General features: G+C 72.5%; 23 protein-coding genes. 6 read left to right on the forward strand and 17 right to left on the reverse strand.

Annotated features, from left to right (window positions below):
* Positions 1-1,263 (forward strand): DNA-processing protein DprA, encoded by a 1,263-nt coding sequence (dprA, locus tag VFL99_RS14550; protein WP_083502012.1) that lies wholly within the window; start codon positions 1-3, stop codon positions 1,261-1,263.
* A 117-nt stretch (positions 1,264-1,380) separates the two neighbouring features.
* Complete coding sequence (locus tag VFL99_RS14555) at positions 1,381-2,313, forward strand: tyrosine recombinase XerC (RefSeq protein WP_325107074.1); 933 nt, start codon at positions 1,381-1,383, stop codon at positions 2,311-2,313.
* On the opposite strand, the gene VFL99_RS14560 is transcribed toward VFL99_RS14555, so the two are convergent.
* The 14 genes from VFL99_RS14560 to VFL99_RS14625 all read right to left on the reverse strand — a co-directional run bounded on the left by VFL99_RS14560 (position 2,276) and on the right by VFL99_RS14625 (position 11,635).
* Positions 2,276-2,875: a M23 family metallopeptidase gene (locus VFL99_RS14560; protein WP_063842865.1), complete on the reverse strand. Its 600-nt coding sequence runs from the start codon at positions 2,873-2,875 to the stop codon at positions 2,276-2,278. The genes VFL99_RS14555 and VFL99_RS14560 overlap by 38 nt on opposite strands.
* Positions 2,876-2,951: 76 nt before the next feature.
* Positions 2,952-3,275, reverse strand: coding sequence for a DUF2469 domain-containing protein (locus VFL99_RS14565; protein WP_036327164.1), 324 nt, complete (start codon positions 3,273-3,275; stop codon positions 2,952-2,954).
* On the reverse strand, positions 3,272-4,042 hold the full coding sequence (locus tag VFL99_RS14570) for a ribonuclease HII (protein WP_325107138.1): 771 nt from the start codon (positions 4,040-4,042) through the stop codon (positions 3,272-3,274). The genes VFL99_RS14565 and VFL99_RS14570 overlap by 4 nt, the downstream gene beginning before the upstream one ends.
* 173 nt (positions 4,043-4,215) lie before the next feature.
* The gene (lepB, locus tag VFL99_RS14575; RefSeq protein ID WP_325107075.1) at positions 4,216-5,067 is read right to left on the reverse strand and encodes a signal peptidase I; all 852 of its coding nucleotides are present in this window, start codon (positions 5,065-5,067) and stop codon (positions 4,216-4,218) included.
* A complete protein-coding gene (gene lepB / locus VFL99_RS14580) occupies positions 5,064-5,654 on the reverse strand; it encodes a signal peptidase I (protein WP_325107139.1) in 591 nt (196 codons plus the stop codon). The genes lepB (VFL99_RS14575) and lepB (VFL99_RS14580) overlap by 4 nt, the downstream gene beginning before the upstream one ends.
* Positions 5,651-6,010, reverse strand: a complete 360-nt coding sequence (gene rplS / locus VFL99_RS14585) for a 50S ribosomal protein L19 (protein ID WP_325107076.1) — start codon at positions 6,008-6,010, stop codon at positions 5,651-5,653. The genes lepB (VFL99_RS14580) and rplS overlap by 4 nt, the downstream gene beginning before the upstream one ends.
* A 184-nt stretch (positions 6,011-6,194) precedes the next feature.
* Positions 6,195-6,980, reverse strand: coding sequence for a tRNA (guanosine(37)-N1)-methyltransferase TrmD (gene trmD, locus VFL99_RS14590; protein WP_325107077.1), 786 nt, complete (start codon positions 6,978-6,980; stop codon positions 6,195-6,197).
* Positions 6,981-6,983: 3 nt separating this feature from the next.
* A complete protein-coding gene (rimM, locus tag VFL99_RS14595; protein ID WP_325107078.1) occupies positions 6,984-7,517 on the reverse strand; it encodes a ribosome maturation factor RimM in 534 nt (177 codons plus the stop codon).
* A gap of 205 nt (positions 7,518-7,722) precedes the next feature.
* The gene (locus VFL99_RS14600) at positions 7,723-7,959 is read right to left on the reverse strand and encodes an RNA-binding protein (RefSeq protein ID WP_325107079.1); all 237 of its coding nucleotides are present in this window, start codon (positions 7,957-7,959) and stop codon (positions 7,723-7,725) included.
* A 2-nt stretch (positions 7,960-7,961) separates the two neighbouring features.
* Positions 7,962-8,549 carry a 30S ribosomal protein S16 gene (gene rpsP / locus VFL99_RS14605; protein WP_325107080.1) on the reverse strand — a complete coding sequence of 196 codons (588 nt, stop codon included), beginning with the start codon at positions 8,547-8,549 and terminating at the stop codon, positions 7,962-7,964.
* Between the two features lie 214 nt (positions 8,550-8,763).
* Entirely contained in the window at positions 8,764-9,663 is a 900-nt protein-coding gene (locus VFL99_RS14610) for a GNAT family N-acetyltransferase (protein WP_325107081.1), read from the reverse strand.
* The gene (locus tag VFL99_RS14615) at positions 9,663-10,760 is read right to left on the reverse strand and encodes an amidohydrolase family protein (protein WP_325107140.1); all 1,098 of its coding nucleotides are present in this window, start codon (positions 10,758-10,760) and stop codon (positions 9,663-9,665) included. Before VFL99_RS14615 ends, VFL99_RS14610 begins: the two co-directional genes overlap by 1 nt.
* A gap of 78 nt (positions 10,761-10,838) precedes the next feature.
* The gene (locus tag VFL99_RS14620) at positions 10,839-11,321 is read right to left on the reverse strand and encodes an SRPBCC family protein (protein WP_325107082.1); all 483 of its coding nucleotides are present in this window, start codon (positions 11,319-11,321) and stop codon (positions 10,839-10,841) included.
* Positions 11,318-11,635: an ArsR/SmtB family transcription factor gene (locus tag VFL99_RS14625; RefSeq protein ID WP_325107083.1), complete on the reverse strand. Its 318-nt coding sequence runs from the start codon at positions 11,633-11,635 to the stop codon at positions 11,318-11,320. Before VFL99_RS14625 ends, VFL99_RS14620 begins: the two co-directional genes overlap by 4 nt.
* A 121-nt stretch (positions 11,636-11,756) precedes the next feature.
* Here VFL99_RS14625 and VFL99_RS14630 point away from each other — a divergent pair, with 121 nt between their 5' ends.
* Positions 11,757-12,281, forward strand: a complete 525-nt coding sequence (locus VFL99_RS14630) for a DUF1360 domain-containing protein (protein WP_325107084.1) — start codon at positions 11,757-11,759, stop codon at positions 12,279-12,281.
* On the opposite strand, the gene VFL99_RS14635 is transcribed toward VFL99_RS14630, so the two are convergent.
* A complete protein-coding gene (locus VFL99_RS14635) occupies positions 12,239-13,798 on the reverse strand; it encodes a helix-turn-helix domain-containing protein (protein WP_325107085.1) in 1,560 nt (519 codons plus the stop codon). The genes VFL99_RS14630 and VFL99_RS14635 overlap by 43 nt on opposite strands.
* Positions 13,799-13,914: 116 nt before the next feature.
* On the opposite strand from VFL99_RS14635, the gene aceA reads away from it, so the two are divergent.
* On the forward strand, positions 13,915-15,261 hold the full coding sequence (aceA, locus tag VFL99_RS14640) for an isocitrate lyase (protein ID WP_414713768.1): 1,347 nt from the start codon (positions 13,915-13,917) through the stop codon (positions 15,259-15,261).
* Between the two features lie 129 nt (positions 15,262-15,390).
* Here aceA and ffh read toward each other — a convergent pair whose 3' ends face one another.
* Positions 15,391-17,034, reverse strand: coding sequence for a signal recognition particle protein (ffh, locus tag VFL99_RS14645; RefSeq protein WP_325107086.1), 1,644 nt, complete (start codon positions 17,032-17,034; stop codon positions 15,391-15,393).
* Entirely contained in the window at positions 17,015-18,352 is a 1,338-nt protein-coding gene (locus tag VFL99_RS14650; protein ID WP_325107087.1) for an ammonium transporter, read from the reverse strand. Before VFL99_RS14650 ends, ffh begins: the two co-directional genes overlap by 20 nt.
* Positions 18,353-18,506: 154 nt before the next feature.
* Here VFL99_RS14650 and VFL99_RS14655 point away from each other — a divergent pair, with 154 nt between their 5' ends.
* Both VFL99_RS14655 and VFL99_RS14660 read left to right on the forward strand, forming a co-directional pair.
* Entirely contained in the window at positions 18,507-19,706 is a 1,200-nt protein-coding gene (locus VFL99_RS14655; RefSeq protein WP_325107088.1) for a zinc-dependent alcohol dehydrogenase, read from the forward strand.
* Between the two features lie 11 nt (positions 19,707-19,717).
* On the forward strand, positions 19,718-20,695 hold the full coding sequence (locus tag VFL99_RS14660) for an SDR family oxidoreductase (RefSeq protein WP_325107089.1): 978 nt from the start codon (positions 19,718-19,720) through the stop codon (positions 20,693-20,695).
* The last annotated feature ends 3 nt before the right edge of the window (positions 20,696-20,698 follow it).

Raw genomic sequence — 20,698 nt, forward strand, 5'->3', positions numbered from 1 at the left:
ATGGGTGAACCGCTGGAGGAGACGGGACGAGACGAGGGCCGGGCCGACACCGGGGCTCGGGCGGAGGGCCCGGCGGAGGCCCGGCACGGCGTCCCCGAGGATCACGCCCGGGAGGAGGAGCGGGCGGCCCGGGCCGCGCTCATGCGCATGGCCGAGGCCGGTGATCCGGTGATGGGCCGGCTGATCGCCGCGTACGGCCCGGTGGCCGCGCTGGAACAGGCTCGGCGCGGCGGGCTGGAGCCGGAGTTCGTGCGGCGGGAGGCCGCGCTCGCGTCGGCGTCGCGGCGCCGTCTCGATCTCACCCGGCTCGTCGCGGGTTGGGCCGCCCGCTACACGGACCCCGAGGCCCTGCTCACCGCGGGACTGGAGCAGGGGGCCCGGCTGGTGGTCCCCGGCGACGCCGAGTGGCCCACCCAGCTCGACGACCTCGCTGACCGGCGGCCGTTCGGACTGTGGCTCGATGGGCGGGCCAACCTGCGCTTCGCCTGCCTGCGCTCCGTCTCGATAGTCGGAGCACGGGCCGCGACCGCCTACGGGACGACCGTCGCGAGCGATCTCGGCTCGGGACTCGGCGAGCGCGGCTGGTCGGTGATCAGTGGTGGAGCCTACGGGATCGACGGCGCCGCCCACCGCGGCGCGCTGGCGGCCGGGGCGGCGACGGTGGCCGTGCTGGCCTGCGGTACGGACGTCTGCTATCCAACGGCTCACGAGGAGTTGTTCCGCGCCGTGCGCTCCCATGGCCTCGTGATCAGCGAATGGCCGCTGGGCTTCCATCCCACGAGGCCGAGGTTTCTCGTACGCAACCGGGTGATCGCCGCACTGTCGCGCGGCACGGTCGTCGTCGAGGCCGCGGCGCGGAGCGGAGCGCTCAACACCGGAGGGCACGCCGCCGACCTGAACCGGCATCTGATGGCCGTGCCCGGCCCGGTCACCTCGGAGACCTCGGTGGGCTGTCACGTGCTGATCAGGGAGGGCAGGGCGGTCTGTGTGACCTCCGCCGACGAAGTGATCGATCTGGTCGGCTCCATCGGGACCGACCTCGCCCCACATCCCCGGGGACCCGTGCTCCCCCGGGACGCGCTGAACGACGAGACGAGACGGGTGCTGGAGGCGGTGCCCGCCCGTGGCGGGACGGGGCCCGCCGCGGTCGCCGTCGCGGCCGGGGTGGATCTCACCACGGCCCTCGCCTGCCTCGGCGGGCTGGCCGCCGCCGGATTCGTGGAGCAGTCGAACCGCGGCTGGCGACTCCGCCGCTCTCGGTAGTCCGATTCATCGAGATCACGAAAGGGTCGACGGTTAGCATGCGAATCATGACCGTCCGCATCTCGGCAACGATCGACGTGGGGGACGGCAGGGAGATAACCCTGGGGGTCACCTGAGATGTCGTCCAACGGGTTCGAGCCGGTCCTGGCGGCGTTCGAGCGCCATCTTCGCCTGGAGCGAGGTCTGTCGCCGCACACCGTCAGGGCGTACCTGGGAGACATCGCCTCGCTGTTCGCGCACCTGGCGGCCGCGGAGCGGGAAAGCACCGGTCTGGAGGCGATCGCCGCTCTCGACGTCGCCGCTCTCCGCGACTGGCTGGGAGATCAGCATCGGGCCGGGCTGTCCCGGGCCACGCTGGCACGTCGAACGGCGTGCACGCGGGCCTTCACGGCCTTCTGCCACCGGCGCGGCTGGTCGGACCACGATCCCGGGTTGCTGCTGGGCACCGCCAAGCCGCGCCGGAGCCTGCCCAAGGTGCTGGACCAGGCGGAGGCCCGGGCCGTACTCGACGGGGCCGAGGCCGACCGGACGAGTTCCGGCGATCCCAGGGACCTGCGCGATCAGGCGATCATGGAGCTGCTCTACGCCACCGGTGTGCGGGTGAGCGAGCTGTGCGGTCTCGACCTGGACGACGTCGACCGCGATCGCCGGACCGTGCGGGTGCTGGGCAAGGGCGGCAGGGAGCGAACGGTGCCCGTGGGAGCGCCCGCGCTGCGCGCGCTGGACGCCTGGTGCGTGCGCGGCAGGCCGTCGCTGGTCCGCGAGAGCTCAGGGCCCGCCCTCTTCATCGGAGTGCGCGGGGGCCGGATCGACCAGGGCACGGTCAGGCGGATCGTGCACGCGCGGCTGGCGGAGATCGACGGAGCACCGGACATGGGCCCGCACGGCCTCCGGCACACCGCGGCCACCCATCTGCTCGAGGGCGGAGCCGACCTGCGCAGCGTTCAGGAGATGCTCGGCCACGCGTCGCTGTCCACCACGCAGATCTACACCCATGTGTCCGTCGAACGGCTCAGAGCCGCGTATCGGCAGGCTCACCCACGGGCCTGACCTGACTCTCCCCCGGCCCCGTCTCCGGCCAGGACGGCAGCAGGCGGACCCGGCCGAGGCCGAACAGCGCGAGGGGATCGAGGTAGCTCCTTCCGCGGAGGAGTCCCCAGTGGAGACAGACCCTCCGGCAATGTCCCACGACATCCTCGACCACCCCGATCACGTCGCCCGCTGCCACCCGTCCGCCGGCCACCACCGATGCCCGGACCGGGAGATAGGTGGTGCGCAGCCCGTTCGGGTGCGCGATGACGACGACGCCTCGCCCGGCCACCCGGCCGGCGTATCCGACGATTCCCGGACCGGCCGCGTGGACCTCGTCGCCGGCCCGCGCCGCGAGATCCACCCCACGGTGGCCGGCGAGCCACGGCCGGGGCGGCGGATCGAAGCCTCTGATCACCTGGCCGCGAACACCGAGCGGGCGACGCCATGACATGACCGCCGGGGCCGGCGATCCGCCGTCCGGGCCGTCGCCCGCACCAGTGGGCGGCGGCGGCCGCGACGAGAGGCCGATGCCGGACCAGGTGGTCACGAGGCAGGCGAGCAGGCAGATGACCGAGCGCATGCCCCAACAGTGCGACAGGCGGACGGCGCCCCGGCCCGCCGAACCCGGTTCTGGGGAAAACCGGGCTCGAGATCGGTCAGCTCGAGAATCCCTCCTTGGGCATCTCCAGATCCGGCTTGGCCAGTTCCTCTATGTTGACGTCCTTGAAGGTCACGACTCGCACGTTCTTCACAAAGCGCGCGGGACGGTACATGTCCCACACCCAGGCGTCCTGCATCTTCACGTCGAAGAAGACGTCACCGTTCTCGGCCGTCCGGACGTCGAGATCCACCGAGTTGGTCAGATAGAAGCGCCGCTCGGTCTCTACGACGTAGGTGAACAGTCCCACGACGTCGCGGTACTCCCGGTAGAGCTGCAGCTCCATCTCGGTCTCGTACTTCTCGAGGTCCTCGGCGCTCATCGTGCCCCCCGGGCGTGGGCCGGCACCGGCGCGACCGCCCTGTCCAGCTTCTGATGCACGGGTCCATCTTCGCCCACGTCCGACAGCAGCGACAGGCGGGCGGCCTCGCCCGCGGCCGCCTCGCTCCCGGCAGCCTGGGCTGCCGCCCAGTCGTCCGCAGCCTCATTCCCGGCCTCGGCACCCGTGCCGGCCAGACGCCACGAGCGCCGGTGGTGTGCGCACGGACCGTGCTCGAGCAGGGCCGCGGTGTGTTCGGGACAGCTGTAGCCCTTGTTGTCGGCCCAGCCGTACCGCGGCTCGGTGCGCGCGAGCTCGACCATGATCGCGTCCCGCTCGACCTTGGCCAGCACACTCGCGGCCGCGACGGAGGAACAGCTCATGTCGGCCTTGATGAGGGTGCGCACCGGTGGGGTGGTCGGCCCTCCGTCGAGCGCCAGCAGGCCGACCTTGACAGGGTCGGTCAGCCAGTCGTGGTTGCCGTCGAGGATCACCAGGTCCGGCACCACCTCGACCGCCTGCAGTGCCCGCAGGCCGGCGAGGCGCAGTGCCGCCATGATCCCGACCTCGTCGATCTCGTCCGGGGAGGCGTGCCCGACCGCGAAGGCACGCGCCCAGCGCCGGATCCTCGGCACCAGACGTTCCCGGGCGGCCGGCGTGAGCAGCTTGGAGTCGCGCACGCCCGTCGGCGCGGAGCGGCACTCGAGGTCGATGAGGACCACACCGACCGACACCGGACCGGCGAGCGCACCGCGCCCCACCTCGTCCATGCCGGCGAGCACGGCGTGACCGTCACGCTGCAGCGCCCGCTCCACGCGCAGGCTCGGCCGCCGCGGGCCGGTGCGTCGCGTCGAGCGCCGCGGTGCAGCGCCCGCGCGCGCCGCACTCCCCGCGCGCGCCGGAGCCCCCGCAGACGCCGACGTGGTGCTGGCCTGGCGAGCCGTCACGGGCTTGCCCCCTTCGACGGGTTCGGGACCTTGTCGAAGACGTCATGGTAGTTCCCGAGCCAGGCCCACCGGTTGACCGGCCAGACGATGGCGACGGCACGCCCGACGATCGCCGACTCGGGCACCGAGCCGGTCTTGCCGGTCCCGTTGTCATGGAATCGCGAGTCACCGGAGTCGGAGCGGTGGTCCCCCATGACCCACACCCTGCCGGGCGGCACGGTGATGTCGAAGCGCTTCAGGCTGGGCGCGTCTCCGGGCTTGACGTAGGGCTCGTTGATCGGGGTGCCGTTGATCGTGAGCCGTCCCTTGCGGTCGCAGCAGGCGACGTGGTCACCGGGCAGCCCGATGACGCGCTTGATGAGGTGCTCCCCCTCGTTGGTGGGCAGCAGCCCGACGAAGGTGAGCACGTCGTGCACGACCTTGGCCGGCCCGGTCTGCTGCGGGGTGGGAACGCCCTGGAGCCAGCCGTTGAAGTCGTCGAAGACGACCACGTCCCCGCGCTGCAGCGCGAACGGGCCCGGGGTGAGCTTGCTGACCACGACCCGGTCGCCCTCGATGAGGGTGTTCTCCATGGAGCCGGAGGGGATCCAGAACGCCTGCAGCAGGAAGGTCTTGACGATCAGGGAGATGAGCAGGGCCATGACGACGACGATGACCAGCTCGCGCACGGCATACCCGATGCTGCGGGCGACGCCGCGCGGTGAGCCGGCATGGGGCCCGGCCGTCCCGCGGTCGTCCCGGTGCGAACCCTCCGGCGAGTCCTCCCGCCGCGGCTCCTCCTCGGAAGGGCCCTCCGGCACGGAACCCTCCCGCCCGGGGTCGTCGCGCTCGGGACCGGAGCTGCTCATCGGGCGACCGCCTCAGGTTGGTGACGTGGCGCCGGGCCGAGGCGGTCCGGCGGCCAGTAACGGTATGCCACCCGACCGATCACGTCGTCCAGGGGCACCATCCCGCCACCGGGGTCCCCCAGGTGCGAGCGGGAGTCGTCGGAGTCGCTGCGGTGGTCCCCCATGACCCACACGTGCCCGGGTGGCACCCGCACGTCGAACCGGACGGTGCTGGGGGCGTCACCCGGGTGCAGGTACGGCTCCTTCAGGGGTCGGCCGTCCACGGTCACCCTGCCGTGGCTGCAGCAGGCGACCCGCTCGCCCGGCAGGCCGATGACCCGCTTGACGTAGTCGGTGCTGCCGGCGTCCGGTCCCCAGCCGCTCGGCTCGTGGAACACGATCACCTCGCCACGGTGCACGTCGGCGGCGTGCCACTTGAGCACGAGCACGCGGTCGCCGGGACGCAGGGCCGGGGTCATCGACGCCGAGGGGATGGCGAAGGGCTGGACCACGAAGAGGCCGACCGCCACGACCACCGCGACGGCGAGGACGACGGCGATCGGCCAGAGGTGGCGACAACGGCCGCCACGGCGCGAGGCGCGGCTCAGCGGGCCGGCGTCGTCTCGCGCTTCTCCTTGATCTTGGCAGCCTTGCCGCGCAGCTCGCGCAGGTAGTACAGCTTCGCGCGGCGCACGTCACCGCGGGTGACGACCTCGATCTTGTCGATGATCGGGGTGTGCACCGGGAAGGTGCGCTCGACACCGACGCCGAAGCTGACCTTGCGGACCGTGAACGTCTCCCCCACACCGCCACCGTGGCGGCGGATCACGACACCCTGGAAGACCTGGACGCGGGAGCGGTTGCCCTCGACCACCTTGACGTGGACCTTGACCGTGTCGCCGGCCCGGAAGTCCGGGACGTCCTCGCGCAGGCTGGCCTTGTTGACGTCATCGAGCTTGTGCATGATCGTTCGCTTTCTCGTCGGTGCCACAGGTCACCCACGGCGGTCGGTGTCGTGTGAGTCCATCGCGCGTCCCCGGGTCTGGTCGAGCCTCCGGGCCCACACCGCGTGCAGTGCGGGCGCGTGCTGGCCCCCTGTGGCAGGGAAGCACGAGGCAGGGGCACGATCCGATGGGGGACGCGACAGGTCAGTCTGCCACAGCGGGACGCTCCGCCCGAAATCGGCGCAGCACCTCGTGGTCGGCCGCGTCGAGCCCGTCCTCCCCCAGTGCAGCCAGCATGTCGGGCCGTCGCTCGGCGGTGCGCCGCAGCCGTTCGTCGCGTCGCCACCGCGCGACCTTGCCGTGGTGGCCGGACAGCAGCACCTCCGGCACCGGGTGGCCGCGCCACTCGGCGGGTTTGGTGTAGACCGGGTACTCCAGCAGTCCGTCCTCGTGGGACTCCTCCACCAGCGACTCGGCGTTGCCGACGACGCCCGGCACGAGGCGGGCGATCGCCTCGACCATGGCGAGCACAGCCACCTCGCCGCCGTTGAGCACGTAGTCGCCGAGCGACACCGATGTGACCGGCAGGTGCCGCCGCGCCTCGTCATACACCCGCTCGTCGATCCCCTCGTAGCGACCGCACGCGAAGGCCAGCCACGGCTCGAGCGCGAGCCGACGTGCCATGGCCTGGGTGAACGGGACCCCGCTCGGCCCGGGGACGAGCAGGTGCGGCACGGCTGCGGATGCGTCGTCGGCCGCCCCCGCCGCGAGGACGTGGTCGAGCGCCTCTCCCCACGGCTCAGGACGCATCACCATCCCGGCGCCGCCGCCGTAGGGGGTGTCGTCGACGGTGCGGTGCCGGTCGTGGGTGAAGTCGCGCAGGTCGTGCACGTGCAGGTCGATGAGTCGGTCCCGGCGGGCCTTGCCGATGAGCGACAGGTCCAGCGGGGCCAGGTAGTCCGGGAAGATCGTGATGACGTCCAGGCGCACCCCTCAGCCCCCCTCACCGCTGTCGCGGTCCAGCTCCAGCAGGCCCTCCGGCGGGTCCACCACGACCCGTCCCCCGGCCAGGTCGACCTCGGGGACCAGCTGCTCGACGAACGGGATCCGCGCCTCGCCTCCGTCCTCGAGCGTGAGCACGAGCAGGTCCTGCACCGGCCGCATCTCCAGCGCGCGCACGGTGCCCAGCCGCTCCCCCGAGGGCGTCACCGCGACGAGGCCGACCAGTTCGTCCTCGTACCAGCCCTCCTCGCCACCGGCAGGCTCGTGCTCCGCGGCCTCCAGGTAGAGCTCGGTCCCCCGCAACGCCTCCGCGGCGGTGCGGTCGGTCGCCTCCGCGAAGCCGAGCAACGTGGTCTCCCCGTGCTGGCGCACCGACCGCAGCGTCAGCGGTCCCGCCGACGCGGGCCGGGTGACGAAGCGGGTGCCGGGCGCGAACCGCTCCTCCGGATTGTCGGTGTGCACCTGCACGGTCACCTCACCGCGCAGGCCGTGGGCCTTCCCGATGCGTGCGACCCGCACCTGCATGCTTGTCCTTCCTCGCGGCTCCTGCGACGTCGCCGCTGAGCTGTCTCGCGGCTCCTGCGACGTCGCCGCCGAGCTGTCTCGCGGCTCCTGCGACGTCGCCGCTGGGCTGTCTCGCGGCTCCTGCGACGTCGCCGCTGGCAGACAAAAGGGCGAGGTATGCCGGAACGCGCGTGTCCGGCATACCTCGCCTGTGCTTGTCAGACCCTCAGCGGTCGGTGTCGACGATGTCGACGCGCACCTGCTTGCCACCGGCGAGGGCGCTCATCACCGTCCGCAGCGCGCTGGCGGTGCGCCCGGAACGGCCGATCACCCGGCCGAGGTCGTCGGGGTGCACCCGCACCTCGAGCAGGTCACCGCGCCGCAGCGTCTTGTGGCGCACCACGACGTCGCCGTCGTGGTCGACGATGCCCTTGACGAGGTGCTCGAGCGCCTCCTCCAGCACGATCAGGCCTCGGAGCTCTCGGCGTCCGTCGGCGGCGCCGGCTGCGAGTCGGTCTGGTCGATGTCACCGGGGGCGGTGGGCACCTCGGCGCCGCTGGAGGCCTGGTCGTCCTGCGTCGCGGTGGCCGGCTGCACCTCGGCCTGCTCGCCCCGCTCGGACAGCCCCGCGTGCTCGGTGACGGCCTGCTCCTCCTGCGCCTGGGGCGCGGCCTTCTTCTTCGGCGTGGTGGCCGAGTCCTTCGGCTCCGAGGCGGCCTGCTTGGCGGCAGCCTCGAAGACGGCCTTCTTGTCCGGCTTGGCCTCGGCGGTGCGCAAGGTGCCCTCGGCGCCCGGCTCACCCTTGAACTTCTGCCAGTCGCCGGTCACCTTGAGCAGCGCGGCGACCTGCTCGGTCGGCTGGGCGCCGACGGACAGCCAGTACTGCGCACGCTCGGAGTTGATCTCGATGAACGAGGGCTCCTCGGTCGGGTGGTACTTGCCGATCTCCTCGATCGCCCGGCCGTCGCGCTTGGTGCGCGAGTCCATGACGACGACGCGGTAGTACGGGGCCCGGATCTTGCCGAGGCGCTTCAGACGAATCTTGACGGCCACGTTTGTGGTGTCTCCTGTTTCTGCTTCGGGGGTGAGCCGCGCGGCGCCGCGTGGGGCACGGACCGTGCGAGGGCTCGGGTGGACGCGTCCGGCGCGGTGAGAGGGGCCGCGGACAGACGGGTACGCCGGGTCATTCTGCCAGAGATCACCCCGCGAGCCGAACTCGCGGCCGCCCCGTGGCCACCCGCCCCGTGGCCACCCGGCCCGTGGCTGCTCAGCCGGCGGCCGCTCGCACGGCCAGGGCCGCGCGCACCACCTCTCGGGCGTCGGGGCGATCCGCCGGGCCGACCGCGAACCGGGGCACCTGCGCGAGCTCGGCCGGCAGGTGCACGTCGGCCTCGACGACCGCACCGCCGGACGCGTCCGCCAGCACCGCCTGCAACACCGCGAGGTCGTCGAGGACCGCCTCGCGCAGCAGGGCGACGCCCAGCTCCGCCGCGAGCGCCCGCGCGAAGCCGGTGCGGGCCGGCGAGTCCGGACCCGTCACGACCGCCAGCAGCCGGCGGCGCTGCCGGCGCGTGTAGGGCGGCGCGGGCCACTCCTCCACCGTGACCGCGTAACGGTCGTGGTCGCGCCAGGCGTGGCGCCCCTGGGCGTCGGACAGCCACAGGAACCGCGAGGAGTAGCCCTCGTGCCGGAACCCCAGCGACCGCAACAACCCCGCCGAGGTGGCATTGCCCGGCTGCACGCTCGCCTCGAGACGGTGCAGCCCCATCCCGGCCGGCTCCCGCGCCAGGACGAGCCCGATGACCAACCGGAGGCCCTCGGCGAACAGGCCGCGGCCGGCATACGGGTCGTAGGCGTCGTAGCCCATGCCGGCCGAGCAGGACCGGCCGCGAACGACGTTGGTGACGTTGACCTTTCCCACGATGTCGTGCTCACCCTCCCGCGTGAGCGCGTGCACCAGGAAGGTGCGGTGGTCGCGGGACTGGACCCGCAGGTGGTGCAGCAGGTCCTCGGGGTTGACCGGGTTCCAGGCCGAGAGCCGCGCCCGGGACTGCTCCACGGCGAGCCGGTATGCCGGGAGGTCGCCCTCGGTGACCGTGCGCACGTCCACGTGCTCGCCCTTGGCGCGCAGCGGCCCGACGGGAGCCGCTTCCTCGGCTGGCGCCATCAGGCGCCGGTCGGGTGCGGTCGACCGCGCAGGACCACCTGCTGCGGTGCCGTGAGGACCCGCACGTCTGCGCGCGGGTCGGTCTCGTAGACCACGAAGTCGGCGCTCTCCCCCTCTTCGAGGCCGGGCCTGCGCAGCCAGGCCCGCGCGCCCCAGGTGGCCGCGCTGAGCGCCTCGACCGGCGAGAGCCCGGCGCGGACGAGCTCGCCGACTTCCCGCCCGACCAGCCCGTGGGGCAGCGAGCCGCCGGCGTCGGTGCCGACGTAGATCGGGATGCCGGCCTCGTGGGCGGCGGCGATAGTGTCGTAGCGCCGGGCGTGCAGGGCTCGCATGTGCGCGGCGTAGGTCGGGAACTTGCCCTCCGCGGTGTCGGCGATGCTCGGGAAGGTGTCGATGTTGACCAGGGTCGGCACGATCGCGATGCCTTGCGCGGCAAAGGAACCGATCGTGTCGTCCTCCAACCCGGTGGCGTGCTCGATGCAGTCGGTGCCAGCCGCCGCGAAGTCGCGCAGCGACTGCTCACCGAAGCAGTGCGCGGTCACCCGGGCGCCCTCGGCGTGTGCCGCGGCGATCGCGGGTGCGAGCGCCTCCGCCGGCCAGCAGGGCGACAGGTCGCCGGTGTCCCGGTCGATCCAGTCACCGACCAGCTTGACCCAGCCGTCCCCCCTGCGCGCCTCCTGCCGCACGTAGGCGGTCAGGTCCTCCGGCTCGATCTCCCAGGCGTAGTTGCGGATGTAGCGCTTGGTGCGGGCGATGTGCCGGCCCGCGCGCACGATCCGCGGCAGGTCCTCCCGGTCGTCGACCCAGCGGGTGTCGGCCGGAGACCCGGCGTCGCGCAGCAGCAACGCGCCCGCGTCCCGGTCGGCCTGCGCCTGCCGCTCGCTGGTGGTGTCGTCCACGGCGCCGTGGGCGTCCAGCCCGACGTGGCAGTGGGCGTCGACCAGTCCGGGCAGCACCCAGCCGGAGACCGTCTGGACGTCGGCTCCCGCGGAGGGGGCGGCATACGAGACCCTCCCGTCGACGACCCACAGCTCGTCGCGGACCTCGTCCGGGCCGACGAGCACCGTGCCGACGACGTGCAGCACCGCTGCGCTCATGCGGGGGTGGTTCATGGGACGCGACTGTACCCATCCGTCTGGCGACGTCCCGCCCCGCTCTCGCCGGGCCGGCGCCGTTCAGCTGCCGGAGGCGAACAGCGCGGCGTAGCGCGAGAGGTACAGCGGCCAGCCACCGTCCCCGGAGACGCCCTCCTGCACGGAGCGCCATCCCGGACCGTGCCGGTCGAGGTGGCGGTGCTCCAGCTCCACCCGGGTGCGGTCCGGGGACTCGGCGATGAAGCGGACCTCCACCTCGCTGGTCAGGTCCGGATCGGTCTCGACCTGCCACTGCGGGCCGATGTCCCAGCTGAACACCACCCGGTGCGGCGGCTCGAAGACCAGGACCCGGGCCCAACGGCACTCGCTGCCGTCGGCGGCCCGGTCGTAGATGTGGCCACCGACCCTCGGCTCGAAGACGGTCTCCACGATCGGTTGCCCGAGCAGGTTGTGCTCCGGTGGCTTGACGTCGCCGAAGCGCTCGGTGAAGACGGCGAAGGCGCGCTCGATCGGCGCCTGGACGACGACGTGCTTCTGGACGGAGGTGACGGTGATCTGGCTCATGGGTCTTCCTCGGAGTTCTCGATGGCCTCCTGGAACCGGGTCATGGCCCTGTTCCAGAACGTGTCCAACTGGTCGCGCAGTGCGGCCACTCCCACCGGGTTCAGCCGGTAGATCCGTCGCGTGCCGACCGGCTGCTCGCTCACCAGCCTCGCGTCCTTGAGCACCTTCAGGTGCTGGGACACCGCGGGCCGGCTGACGGGGAGCTCAGCGGCGAGCTCGCCGACGGCACGGGGCCGCTCGGCCAGGCACTCGACGATGGCGCGACGGGTGCGGTCGGCGATCGCGTCCCAGGCATCCCGTTCGTCAGTGGCCACGAACGGTAAGTTACGACTTACCGATGCTCCGGTCAAGAGACCGGAGCAGATCCGTGCGGCGGCCCGACGGCCGGGCCGGTGGACCGCATGCGGGGCGGACGTCGTGGGTACCGAGCGCGACATGGACAACCCCGCCCAGCACGTGCAGCACCGCTATGCCCATGGCGAGCACCGCCCGCTCGGTGGCTACGTGGCGACCGGCCTGACGTATGCCGTCGCCGCGGGTGGGCTGCTCATCGCCGGCAAGCGCAAGGGTGCGGCCGCCGAGACGCGGATCTCGGCCAGCGACCTCGCCCTCATCACCGTGGCCACGCACCGCCTGGCGCGCACCCTGGCCAAGGACGCCGTCACCAGCCCGCTGCGGGCGCCGGTGACGCGCTACCGGGAGACCGGGATGCCCTCGGAGGTGAACGAGGAGGTCGCCCCGGAGGTCAAGGACCGGCCGCTGCTGCACACCATCGGTGAGCTCGTCACGTGCCCGTTCTGCCTCGGTCAGTGGGTGGCCACCGGCCTGGTCGGCGGGCACGTGCTCGCGCCGACCCTGACCCGGCTGGTCACCAGCACGTTGACGGCGGTCGCGGGTGCGGACGCGCTCCAGTTCGCCTACTCCGCTCTCCAGCGGCTGGAGGGTTCGGACGAGGGCTGAGCCGAGCGGGCCGCCTCGCCCGCGTGGTCGGCGACGAACTGCAGCACCTCGGTGTCGTCCACACCGGGGAAGACCCCCGGCGGCAGGACGGCCAGCAGGTGTGAGTGGGCGCGGGCGCTCGGCCAGACCCGCCCTTCCCAGTCGCGCCGCAGGTCGGCCGGCGGCTGGGTGCAGCAGGACGGGTCCGGGCACCCCGAGCGGGCCCGTGCCGTGGTGTCCCGCCCACGCATCCACCGGGCTTGGGCGTAGGGCACGCCCACGCTGACCGAGAACCGCCCGGCCGCCGTGCGCTCGGTGAGCGCCGTGCACCAGTAGCTGCCGCTGCGGGTGTCGGTGTACTGCTCGTAGGAGACGTCGTCGCTGCGCTCGAAGACCTGCCGCGCGGTCCAGAAGCGACACACGCGGGCACCCTCGATGGCGCCGGTGGAGTCCATCGGGAAGCGGACGCCGTCGTTCTCGTAGGCCTTGTAGATGACGCCGTCGGCGCTGATCCGCATGAAGTGGACCGGCACCTCCAGGTGCTGGGTGGCGAGGTTCGTGAAGCGGTGGGCCGCCGTCTCGTAGGACACCGCGTAGGCGTCGCGCAGGTCCTCCACCGAGATGTCCCGCTCCTTCTTGGCCGCGCGCAGCTGCGGCACGACGGTGCGTTCGGGCAACAGCACAGCGGCGGCGAAGTAGTTGATCTCCACCCGCTGGGCGAGGAACTCGGCGTAGTCGCGCGGTGGCTCGTGGCCGAGCACCACGTGCCCGATCGCCTGTAGCGCCAAGGCTCGACCGTCGCGGCTGCCCGGCCCCGGCTGCGGCAGGTAGACGACCCGGTTGGCCAGGTCGGTGACCGTGCGCGTCGAGGACGGCAGCTGACCGGTGTGCACCAGCCGGTAGCCCACGTGCGCGGCGAGCCGCTCCACCTCGGCCCGGGTCACCGGCCCCGAGCGGTAGCCGATGGCGCGGAGCAGCTCCTCGGCGCGCCGCTCCAGCTCGGGGAAGTAGTTGTCCACGGCCCGCATCCGCCGCCGCAGCTCGGCGTTGGCGCTCCGGGCGTACTCCGGGGTGGCCGCCCGCTGCTCCTGGGCCGCCTGCAAACTCTCGTACATCCCGACCAGGGCCTCCAGGGCCTCGTCCGGCAGCCCGGGCCCCATGCGCACCCGGGGGATCCCGAGCGCCTCGAATCCCGCGGAGCGCTGGACCCGCTCCCACTTCACCTCCAACGCGGTCCGCCGCGACGGGGGCGCCGGGGCCAGCAGGTCGGCGACCGGCATACCGAGGGCGGAGGCGAGCTCGGAGAGGACGGACAGGCGGGGCTCCCGCTTGCCGTTCTCGACGAGCGAGAGTGCCGAGGCCGACAGGCCCACCCGCTCGGCGAGCGCCGCCAGGGTCAGGCCGCGTGCGCGCCGGTGGTGCCGCAGCCCGCGGCCCAGGGCGAGCGGATCGGTGCCGTCCGTAGGGGCGGTGGAGGGGACCTCCTCGGCCAGCGGGCGGAACGGAAGCAGGCGACCGGTGGGCGCGGGCGTCGTCATTCCGCGACGGTAGCGCAAATTTCGCGGATCTTTACCAAAGGTTCCCCTGTCATGCGCCGGACGGGCCCGGCAATGTGTCAAGTGCCGCCATCCACCAAACGGACAGGAGCCACCTGATGACCACCGTGACCCGACCCCGCACCGAGCAGTCCACGCCCGACCCCGGTATGCCGGAGCTCACCGCCTTCCAGCGGCAGGCCCGCGACCTGCAGCGCACGTGGGCCACCGACCCGCGCTGGCAGGGCGTCGAGCGCCGCTACACCGCCGAGGACGTCGTCCGCCTGCGCGGCTCCGTGGTCGAGGAGCACACCTTGGCCCGGCGCGGCGCGCAGCGCCTCTGGGAGGCCTTGCGCACCAAGCCGTTCGTCCGCTCCCTCGGTGCGCTGACCGGCAACCAGGCCGTGCAGCAGGTCAAGGCCGGCCTCGAGGCGATCTACCTGTCCGGCTGGCAGGTCGCCGCCGACGCCAACCTCGCGGGGCAGACCTACCCCGACCAGAGCCTCTACCCGGCCAACTCGGTGCCGGCCGTGGTCCGCCGGATCAACAACGCCCTGCAGCGCGCCGACCAGATCCAGTGGTCCACCACGGACGGGGAGGGTGAGCTCATCGACTTCCTCGCCCCGATCGTCGCCGACGCCGAGGCCGGGTTCGGAGGCGCCCTCAACGTCTTCGAGCTGATGAAGTCGATGATCGCGGCCGGCGCCGCCGGCGTGCACTTCGAGGACCAGCTGGCCTCGGAGAAGAAGTGCGGCCACCTCGGCGGCAAGGTCCTCATCCCCACCGCCCAGCACGTGCGCACACTGACCTCGGCACGGCTGGCCGCGGACGTCCTCGGCGTCCCGTCCCTGGTGGTCGCCCGCACCGACGCGCTCGGCGCCGACCTGCTCACCAGCGACGTCGACCCGGTCGACCGGGAGTTCTGCACCGGCGAGCGCACCAGCGAGGGCTTCTACCGGGTGCGCAGCGGGATCGAGCCCGTCCTCGCCCGGGCGCGCGCCTACGCGCCGTATGCCGACCTCATCTGGGTCGAGACCGGCACCCCTGACCTGGGCCTCGCCAAGGAGTTCGCGGACGAGATCCACCGCGACTTCCCGGACCAGATGCTGGCCTACAACTGCTCGCCGTCGTTCAACTGGAAGGCCGCGCTCGACGACGCGGAGATCGCGCGCTTCCAGGACGAGCTCGGCTCGCTGGGCTACAAGTTCCAGTTCATCACCCTGGCCGGGTTCCACGCCCTCAACCACGCGATGTTCGACTTGGCGCACCGCTACGCGCAGCAGGGCATGCCCGCCTACGTCGAGCTGCAGCAGGCCGAGTTCGCGTCCGCCGAGCAGGGCTACACGGCCGTGAAGCACCAGGCCGAGGTCGGGACCGGCTACTTCGACCAGGTCAGCAAGGCGATCAACCCCGATAGCGGCACCCTCGCGCTCGACGGGTCGACCGAGACCGCCCAGTTCCACTGACCGGCCGGGCGCTTCGCAGCGGCGGGCCGCCCGGCCCGGCGGGGCGCCCGACATCGCTTGTTGCTGGTGGTTGGCGACTCCCGAGTCGCGAACCACCAGCAACTAGCGTTCCGAGGGCGGGGCGCCCGCTCAGCCCTTGCCGAGGTACTTCTCGAACCCCTTCGGCAGGTTCGCGGGGTCGAACGCATCCTGGCCGCCGTCGCCACTGCCGCCGTCAGCGCCGTCCTGGCCGGTCGGCATACCGAAGGCGTCGTTGGCCGCGGCGATGCGGGCGTTGGCCTCCCGCTCGGCCGCGGCCCGCTCCTCGGCGGCGCGCTTGGCGGGGTTGCCGCTCTTGGACTTCTTGCGCTGCTGCTGCTTCTTGCCCTTCTTGCCGCCGGGGCCACCCATGCCGGGGATGCTCGGCATCCCGGGCACTCCCCCGCCGCCGCGGCGCATCTGGCGCATCATCTTCTGGGCCTGGCCGAACCGCTCGAGCAGCTGGTTGACCTCGGAGACGGTGACGCCGGAGCCCCTGGCGATGCGGGCCCGGCGCGACCCGTTGATCTGCTTGGGGTGAGTGCGTTCGAACGGCGTCATCGAGCGGACCATGGCCTCGACCCGGTCGAACTCCCGCTCGTCGAGGGAGTCCAGCTGCTGCCGCATCTGCTGCATCCCGGGCATCATGCCGAGCATCTGCTTGAGCGAGCCCATCTTCTTGATGGCCGCCATCTGCTGGAGGAAGTCGTCGAAGGTGAAGTCCTCCTCCGCCATGAACTTCCGCGTCATCTCGGCGGCTTGGGCGCGGTCGAACGCCTTCTCCGCCTGCTCGATCAGGGTGAGCACGTCGCCCATGTCGAGGATCCGGGAGGCCATCCGGTCGGGGTGGAAGACCTCGATGTCCTTCACCTGCTCGCCGGTGGAGGCGAACATGATCGGCTTGCCGGTCACCGTCGCCACGGAGAGGGCCGCACCACCGCGGGCGTCACCGTCGAGCTTGGACAGGACCACCCCGGTCACGCCGACGCCGCGCTCGAACGCCTCGGCCGTCTCCACGGCGGCCTGGCCGATCATCGCGTCGATGACGAACAGCACCTCGTCGGCCGCCGTCTCGATCTTGATGTCGTGGGCCTGCTGCATGAGCTCGACGTCGATCGAGAGCCGGCCGGCGGTGTCGATGATGACGACGTCGTGCTGGTGGTGGCGGGCGTACTCGACGCCGTCGACGGCCACGTCGACCGGGTCGCCGAAGGACCGGGTCCCCTCGCCGGTGTCGAGCGCGGCGTCGTGGCCGTAGACGTTGCCCCGCTCGGGAGCGAACACCGGCACACCGGCACGCTCGCCGACGACCTCGAGCTGGGTGACCGCGTTGGGCCGCTGCAGGTCGGCCGCCACGAGGACGGGCGTGTGGCCCTGGTCCTTGAGCCATTTGCCGAGCTTGCCGGCGAACGTGGTCTTACCGGAGCCCTGCAGGCCCGCCAGCATGATCACCGTGGGACCGGACTTGGCGAACTGGATCGTGCGGGTCTGCCCGCCGAGGATCGAGACGAGCTCGTCGTTGACGATCTTGACGACCTGCTGGGCCGGGTTCAGGGCACCGCTGACCTCGGCGCCGAGCGCCCGCTCGCGCACCTGTCGCGTGAACTGCTTGACCACGGGTAGCGCGACGTCGGCGTCGAGCAGCGCGGTGCGGATGTCGCGGACGGTGGCGTTGACGTCGGACTCGCTCAGGCGCCCCTTGCGCTTGAGGTTCTTGAACGTCAGGGTGAGTCGGTCAGACAGGCTCGTGAACACCGGTCAAGGTTAACTGTCCCGCCGCCTCGCCCCGACCGCGCGGGACCCGCCACGGCGTCCAGCCGTATGCCGTCTCGTCGTGTTCGTGCCGGTCGATCCCCTCGTGCTCCACGCGCCCGGGCACCCGGAAGCCAACCGTCCGCTCCAGCGCCGTGCCGATCAGCCAGGTGGCGGCGAACGACACCGCCGCCACGGTGAACGCGGCGGCGGCCTGCCGCGCCAGCTGGCCGGCGCCGCCGCCGTAGGCCAGCCCGGCCACGCCGGCCGGCGTCGACGGGGCGGCCAGCACGCCGATCGCGACCGTGCCCAGCAGCCCGCCGACGAGGTGGACCCCGACCACGTCGAGGCTGTCGTCCACGCCGAAGCGGTGCTTCAGCGAGACGGCGGCCGAGCAGACCACGCCGGCGAGGAGGCCGAGCAGCACGGCGCCGAGCGGCGTCACCGCGTCGGCGGCCGGGGTGATCGCCACCAGGCCGGACACCACTCCGGAGGCGGCACCGATCGACGACGGCCGGCGCCCGCGCAGCCGGTCGAGCAGCAGCCACCCGAGCGCGGCCGCGGCCGGGGCCACGAAGGTGTCCACCCAGGCCAGGGCCGCAGTGTCCCCCGCGCCGAGGGCCGAGCCGGCGTTGAAACCGAACCAGCCGAACCAGAGCAGCGCCGTGCCGGTCACCACCATGGTGGGGTTGTGCGGGTGCATCGGCTCGGCCCGGAAGCCGAGCCGCCGGCCGAGCACCAGCGCGAGCGCGAGCGCCGCCGCGCCGGCGTTGACGTGCACCGCGGTGCCGCCGGCGAAGTCGAGCGCGTGCAGCCGGTTCGCGACCCACCCGCCGTGCGGTGCCGCGAGACCGTCGAGGGCGAAGACCCAGTGGGCGACGGGGAAGTACACGAGCGTCGCCCACAGCACGGTGAACAGCAGCCAGGTGCCGAACCGGGCACGGTCGGCGATGGCCCCGCTGACCAGCGCCACCGCGATCACCGCGAAGGCGCCCTGGAACCCGGCGAACGCCAGCACGGGAACACCGCCGACCACCTGTCCCGGGCCGAGCAGGTCACCCAGTCCTGCATGCTGCAGCGGGTCGCCCACGAGGCCGTGGACGGACTCGCCGAAGGTCTCGCTGTAGCCCCACAGGACCCAGACCACGCCGACGGTGCCCATCGCGCCGAGGCTCATCATCATCATGTTGAGCACGCTCTTGAGGCGGACCATGCCGCCGTAGAAGAGGGCCAGCCCGGGGGTCATCAGCAGGACGAGTGCCGCGCTGCCCAGGACCCACGCGGTGTTGCCGGTGTCGACCGGCGCCGAAGTCAGCTCCATGTCGCACGAGCGTGCCCGGCTGCTGTTTCACCTCGTCGCTCGTCGTGTTACGGCCGCGTGAAACTTCCACCGCGGGCGCCGCGGAGGTTGCCGACGCCTCCACGCGGGTAGGGGTGGCCCGTTCGCCACGGCCGTGACGACGAAGGGAGACGGCATGAGGGCACTGACCTGGCAGGGCAAGCGGGACGTGCGGGTGGAGAACGTCCCGGACCCACGGATCGAGCAGCCGACCGACGCGGTGGTACGCCTCACCAGCACCTGCATCTGCGGCTCGGACCTGCACCTCTACGAAACCCTCGGCGCCTTCATGGAGCAGGGCGACATCATCGGCCACGAGCCGATGGGCGTCGTGGAGGAGGTGGGGCCCGAGGCCGCCGAGCACGTGCAGGTCGGCGACCGGGTCGTCATCCCCTTCAACATCTCCTGCGGCCGCTGCTGGATGTGCCAGCACGGCCTCTACGCGCAGTGCGAGACCACCCAGAACCCCGACCAGGGCAAGGGCAAGGGCGCCTCGCTGTTCGGCTACACCAAGCTCTACGGCCACGTGCCCGGCGCGCAGGCGGAGTACCTGCGGGTGCCCATGGCGCACTTCGGCCCCGTCAAGGTGCCCGAGGGCTTCCCGGACGAGCGCTTCCTCTACCTGTCCGACGTGCTGCCCACCGCGTGGCAGTCCGTCGTGTACGCCGACATCCCGCAAGGGGGTTCGGTCGCCGTGCTCGGGTTGGGGCCGATCGGGCAGATGGCCGTGCGCGTCGCCCGGTTGCAGGGAGCCGAGAAGGTGTATGCCGTGGACCTCGTCCCCGAGCGCCTCGCCATGGCGCGCCGGCACGGGGCAGAGACGATCGACATCCGGCAGGTGAGCGACCTGCCGGCATACCTCCGGGACCGCACGGACGGCCGGGGGCCGGACGCGGTCATCGAGGCGGTGGGCATGGACGCCCACGGCAGCCCCGTGGCGTGGGCGGGCCAGCAGGTCGTGGCGGCGCTCCCCTCGCAGATCGCGGCGCCACTGGCCAAGCGCTTCGGGGTGGACCGGCTGACCTCGTTGCTCAACGCCATCTACTCGGTGCGCCGCGGGGGCACCGTGTCGATCATCGGCGTCTACGGCGGGGCCGTCGACCCGCTGCCGCTGGTGGACATCTTCGACCGCGGCATCCAGCTGCGGATGGGACAGGCGCACGTGCGGCGCTGGGTGGACGACATCATGCCGCACCTGATGGACGACGCCGACCCGCTCGGCACGGCGGATCTCGCCACCCACCACCTGCCGCTGGAGCAGGCACCGGGCGCCTACGACATGTTCATGAACAAGCAGGACGGCTGCATCAAGGTCGTGCTCCAGCCGGGGTCGTGAGCAGGGCACCGGTGGGACGCCGAGCAGCCGGGACCGACGAGGTCGTCGTCGTGACGGGCGCCTCGAGCGGGATCGCCCGGGCGGCGGCGGTCGCCTTCGCTCGCCGGGGCAGCCGCGTCGTGGTCGCGGCGCGGGACGCCGAGGCGTTGGCCGAGGTGGTCACCGAGTGCGCCGACGCCGGCGGCACGGCGCTCGCGGTGCCGACCGACGTCACCGACGAGGCCGCGGTCCGCGAGCTGGCCCGGCGCGCGCACGAGCGGTTCGGCCGGATCGACGTGTGGGTCAACGCGGCGGCCGTCATCCTCTACGGCGAGTTCCAGCACACCCCCTCGCAGGCCTACCGGCGGGTGATCGAGACCAACCTCATGGGCCAGGTCCACGGCGCACGGGCGGCGCTGCCCTACTTCCGCGAGCACCGCCGAGGGGTGCTGGTCAACATGGCGTCGGTGTGGGGCAGCGTCGGCTCGCCGTACGTCAGCTCGTACGTGGTGAGCAAGTTCGGCGTGCGGGCCTTCTCCGAGTCGCTCCAGGAGGAGCTGCGGATGCACCCCGAGACCCGGGACGTGCGGGTCTGCACGGTGCTGCCGCAGTCGGTGGACACCCCGATCTTCCGGCATGCCGGCAACTACACCGGTCACGAGACCAAGCCGGTGCCGCCGGTGGTCGACCCGGACCGGGTGGTGCGGGCCGTCCTGCGCTCGGTGGACCACCCGCGCCGCCAGCGCACGGTCGGGGTCTTCGGTCGCGCACTGGAGCTGGGGCACGCCGTGGCGCCGGTCGGGTTCAACCGCCTCGTCCCGTCCGTCATGAACGCGACCGCGCTGGGCCGGCGGTCGCCGGCCGACGACGGTCCGGGCAACCTGTTCGCCCCGATGCCGGACTGGAACCGGGTCGACGGCGGCTGGCGCAACCGCCCGCTGCGGGCGGCCCTGGTCGGTGGGGTGGGGCTCGTCGGCCTCCTGGCCGTCCGGACCGCCCGCCGCCGTTGACGG

Source organism: Segeticoccus sp., assembly GCF_035708005.1.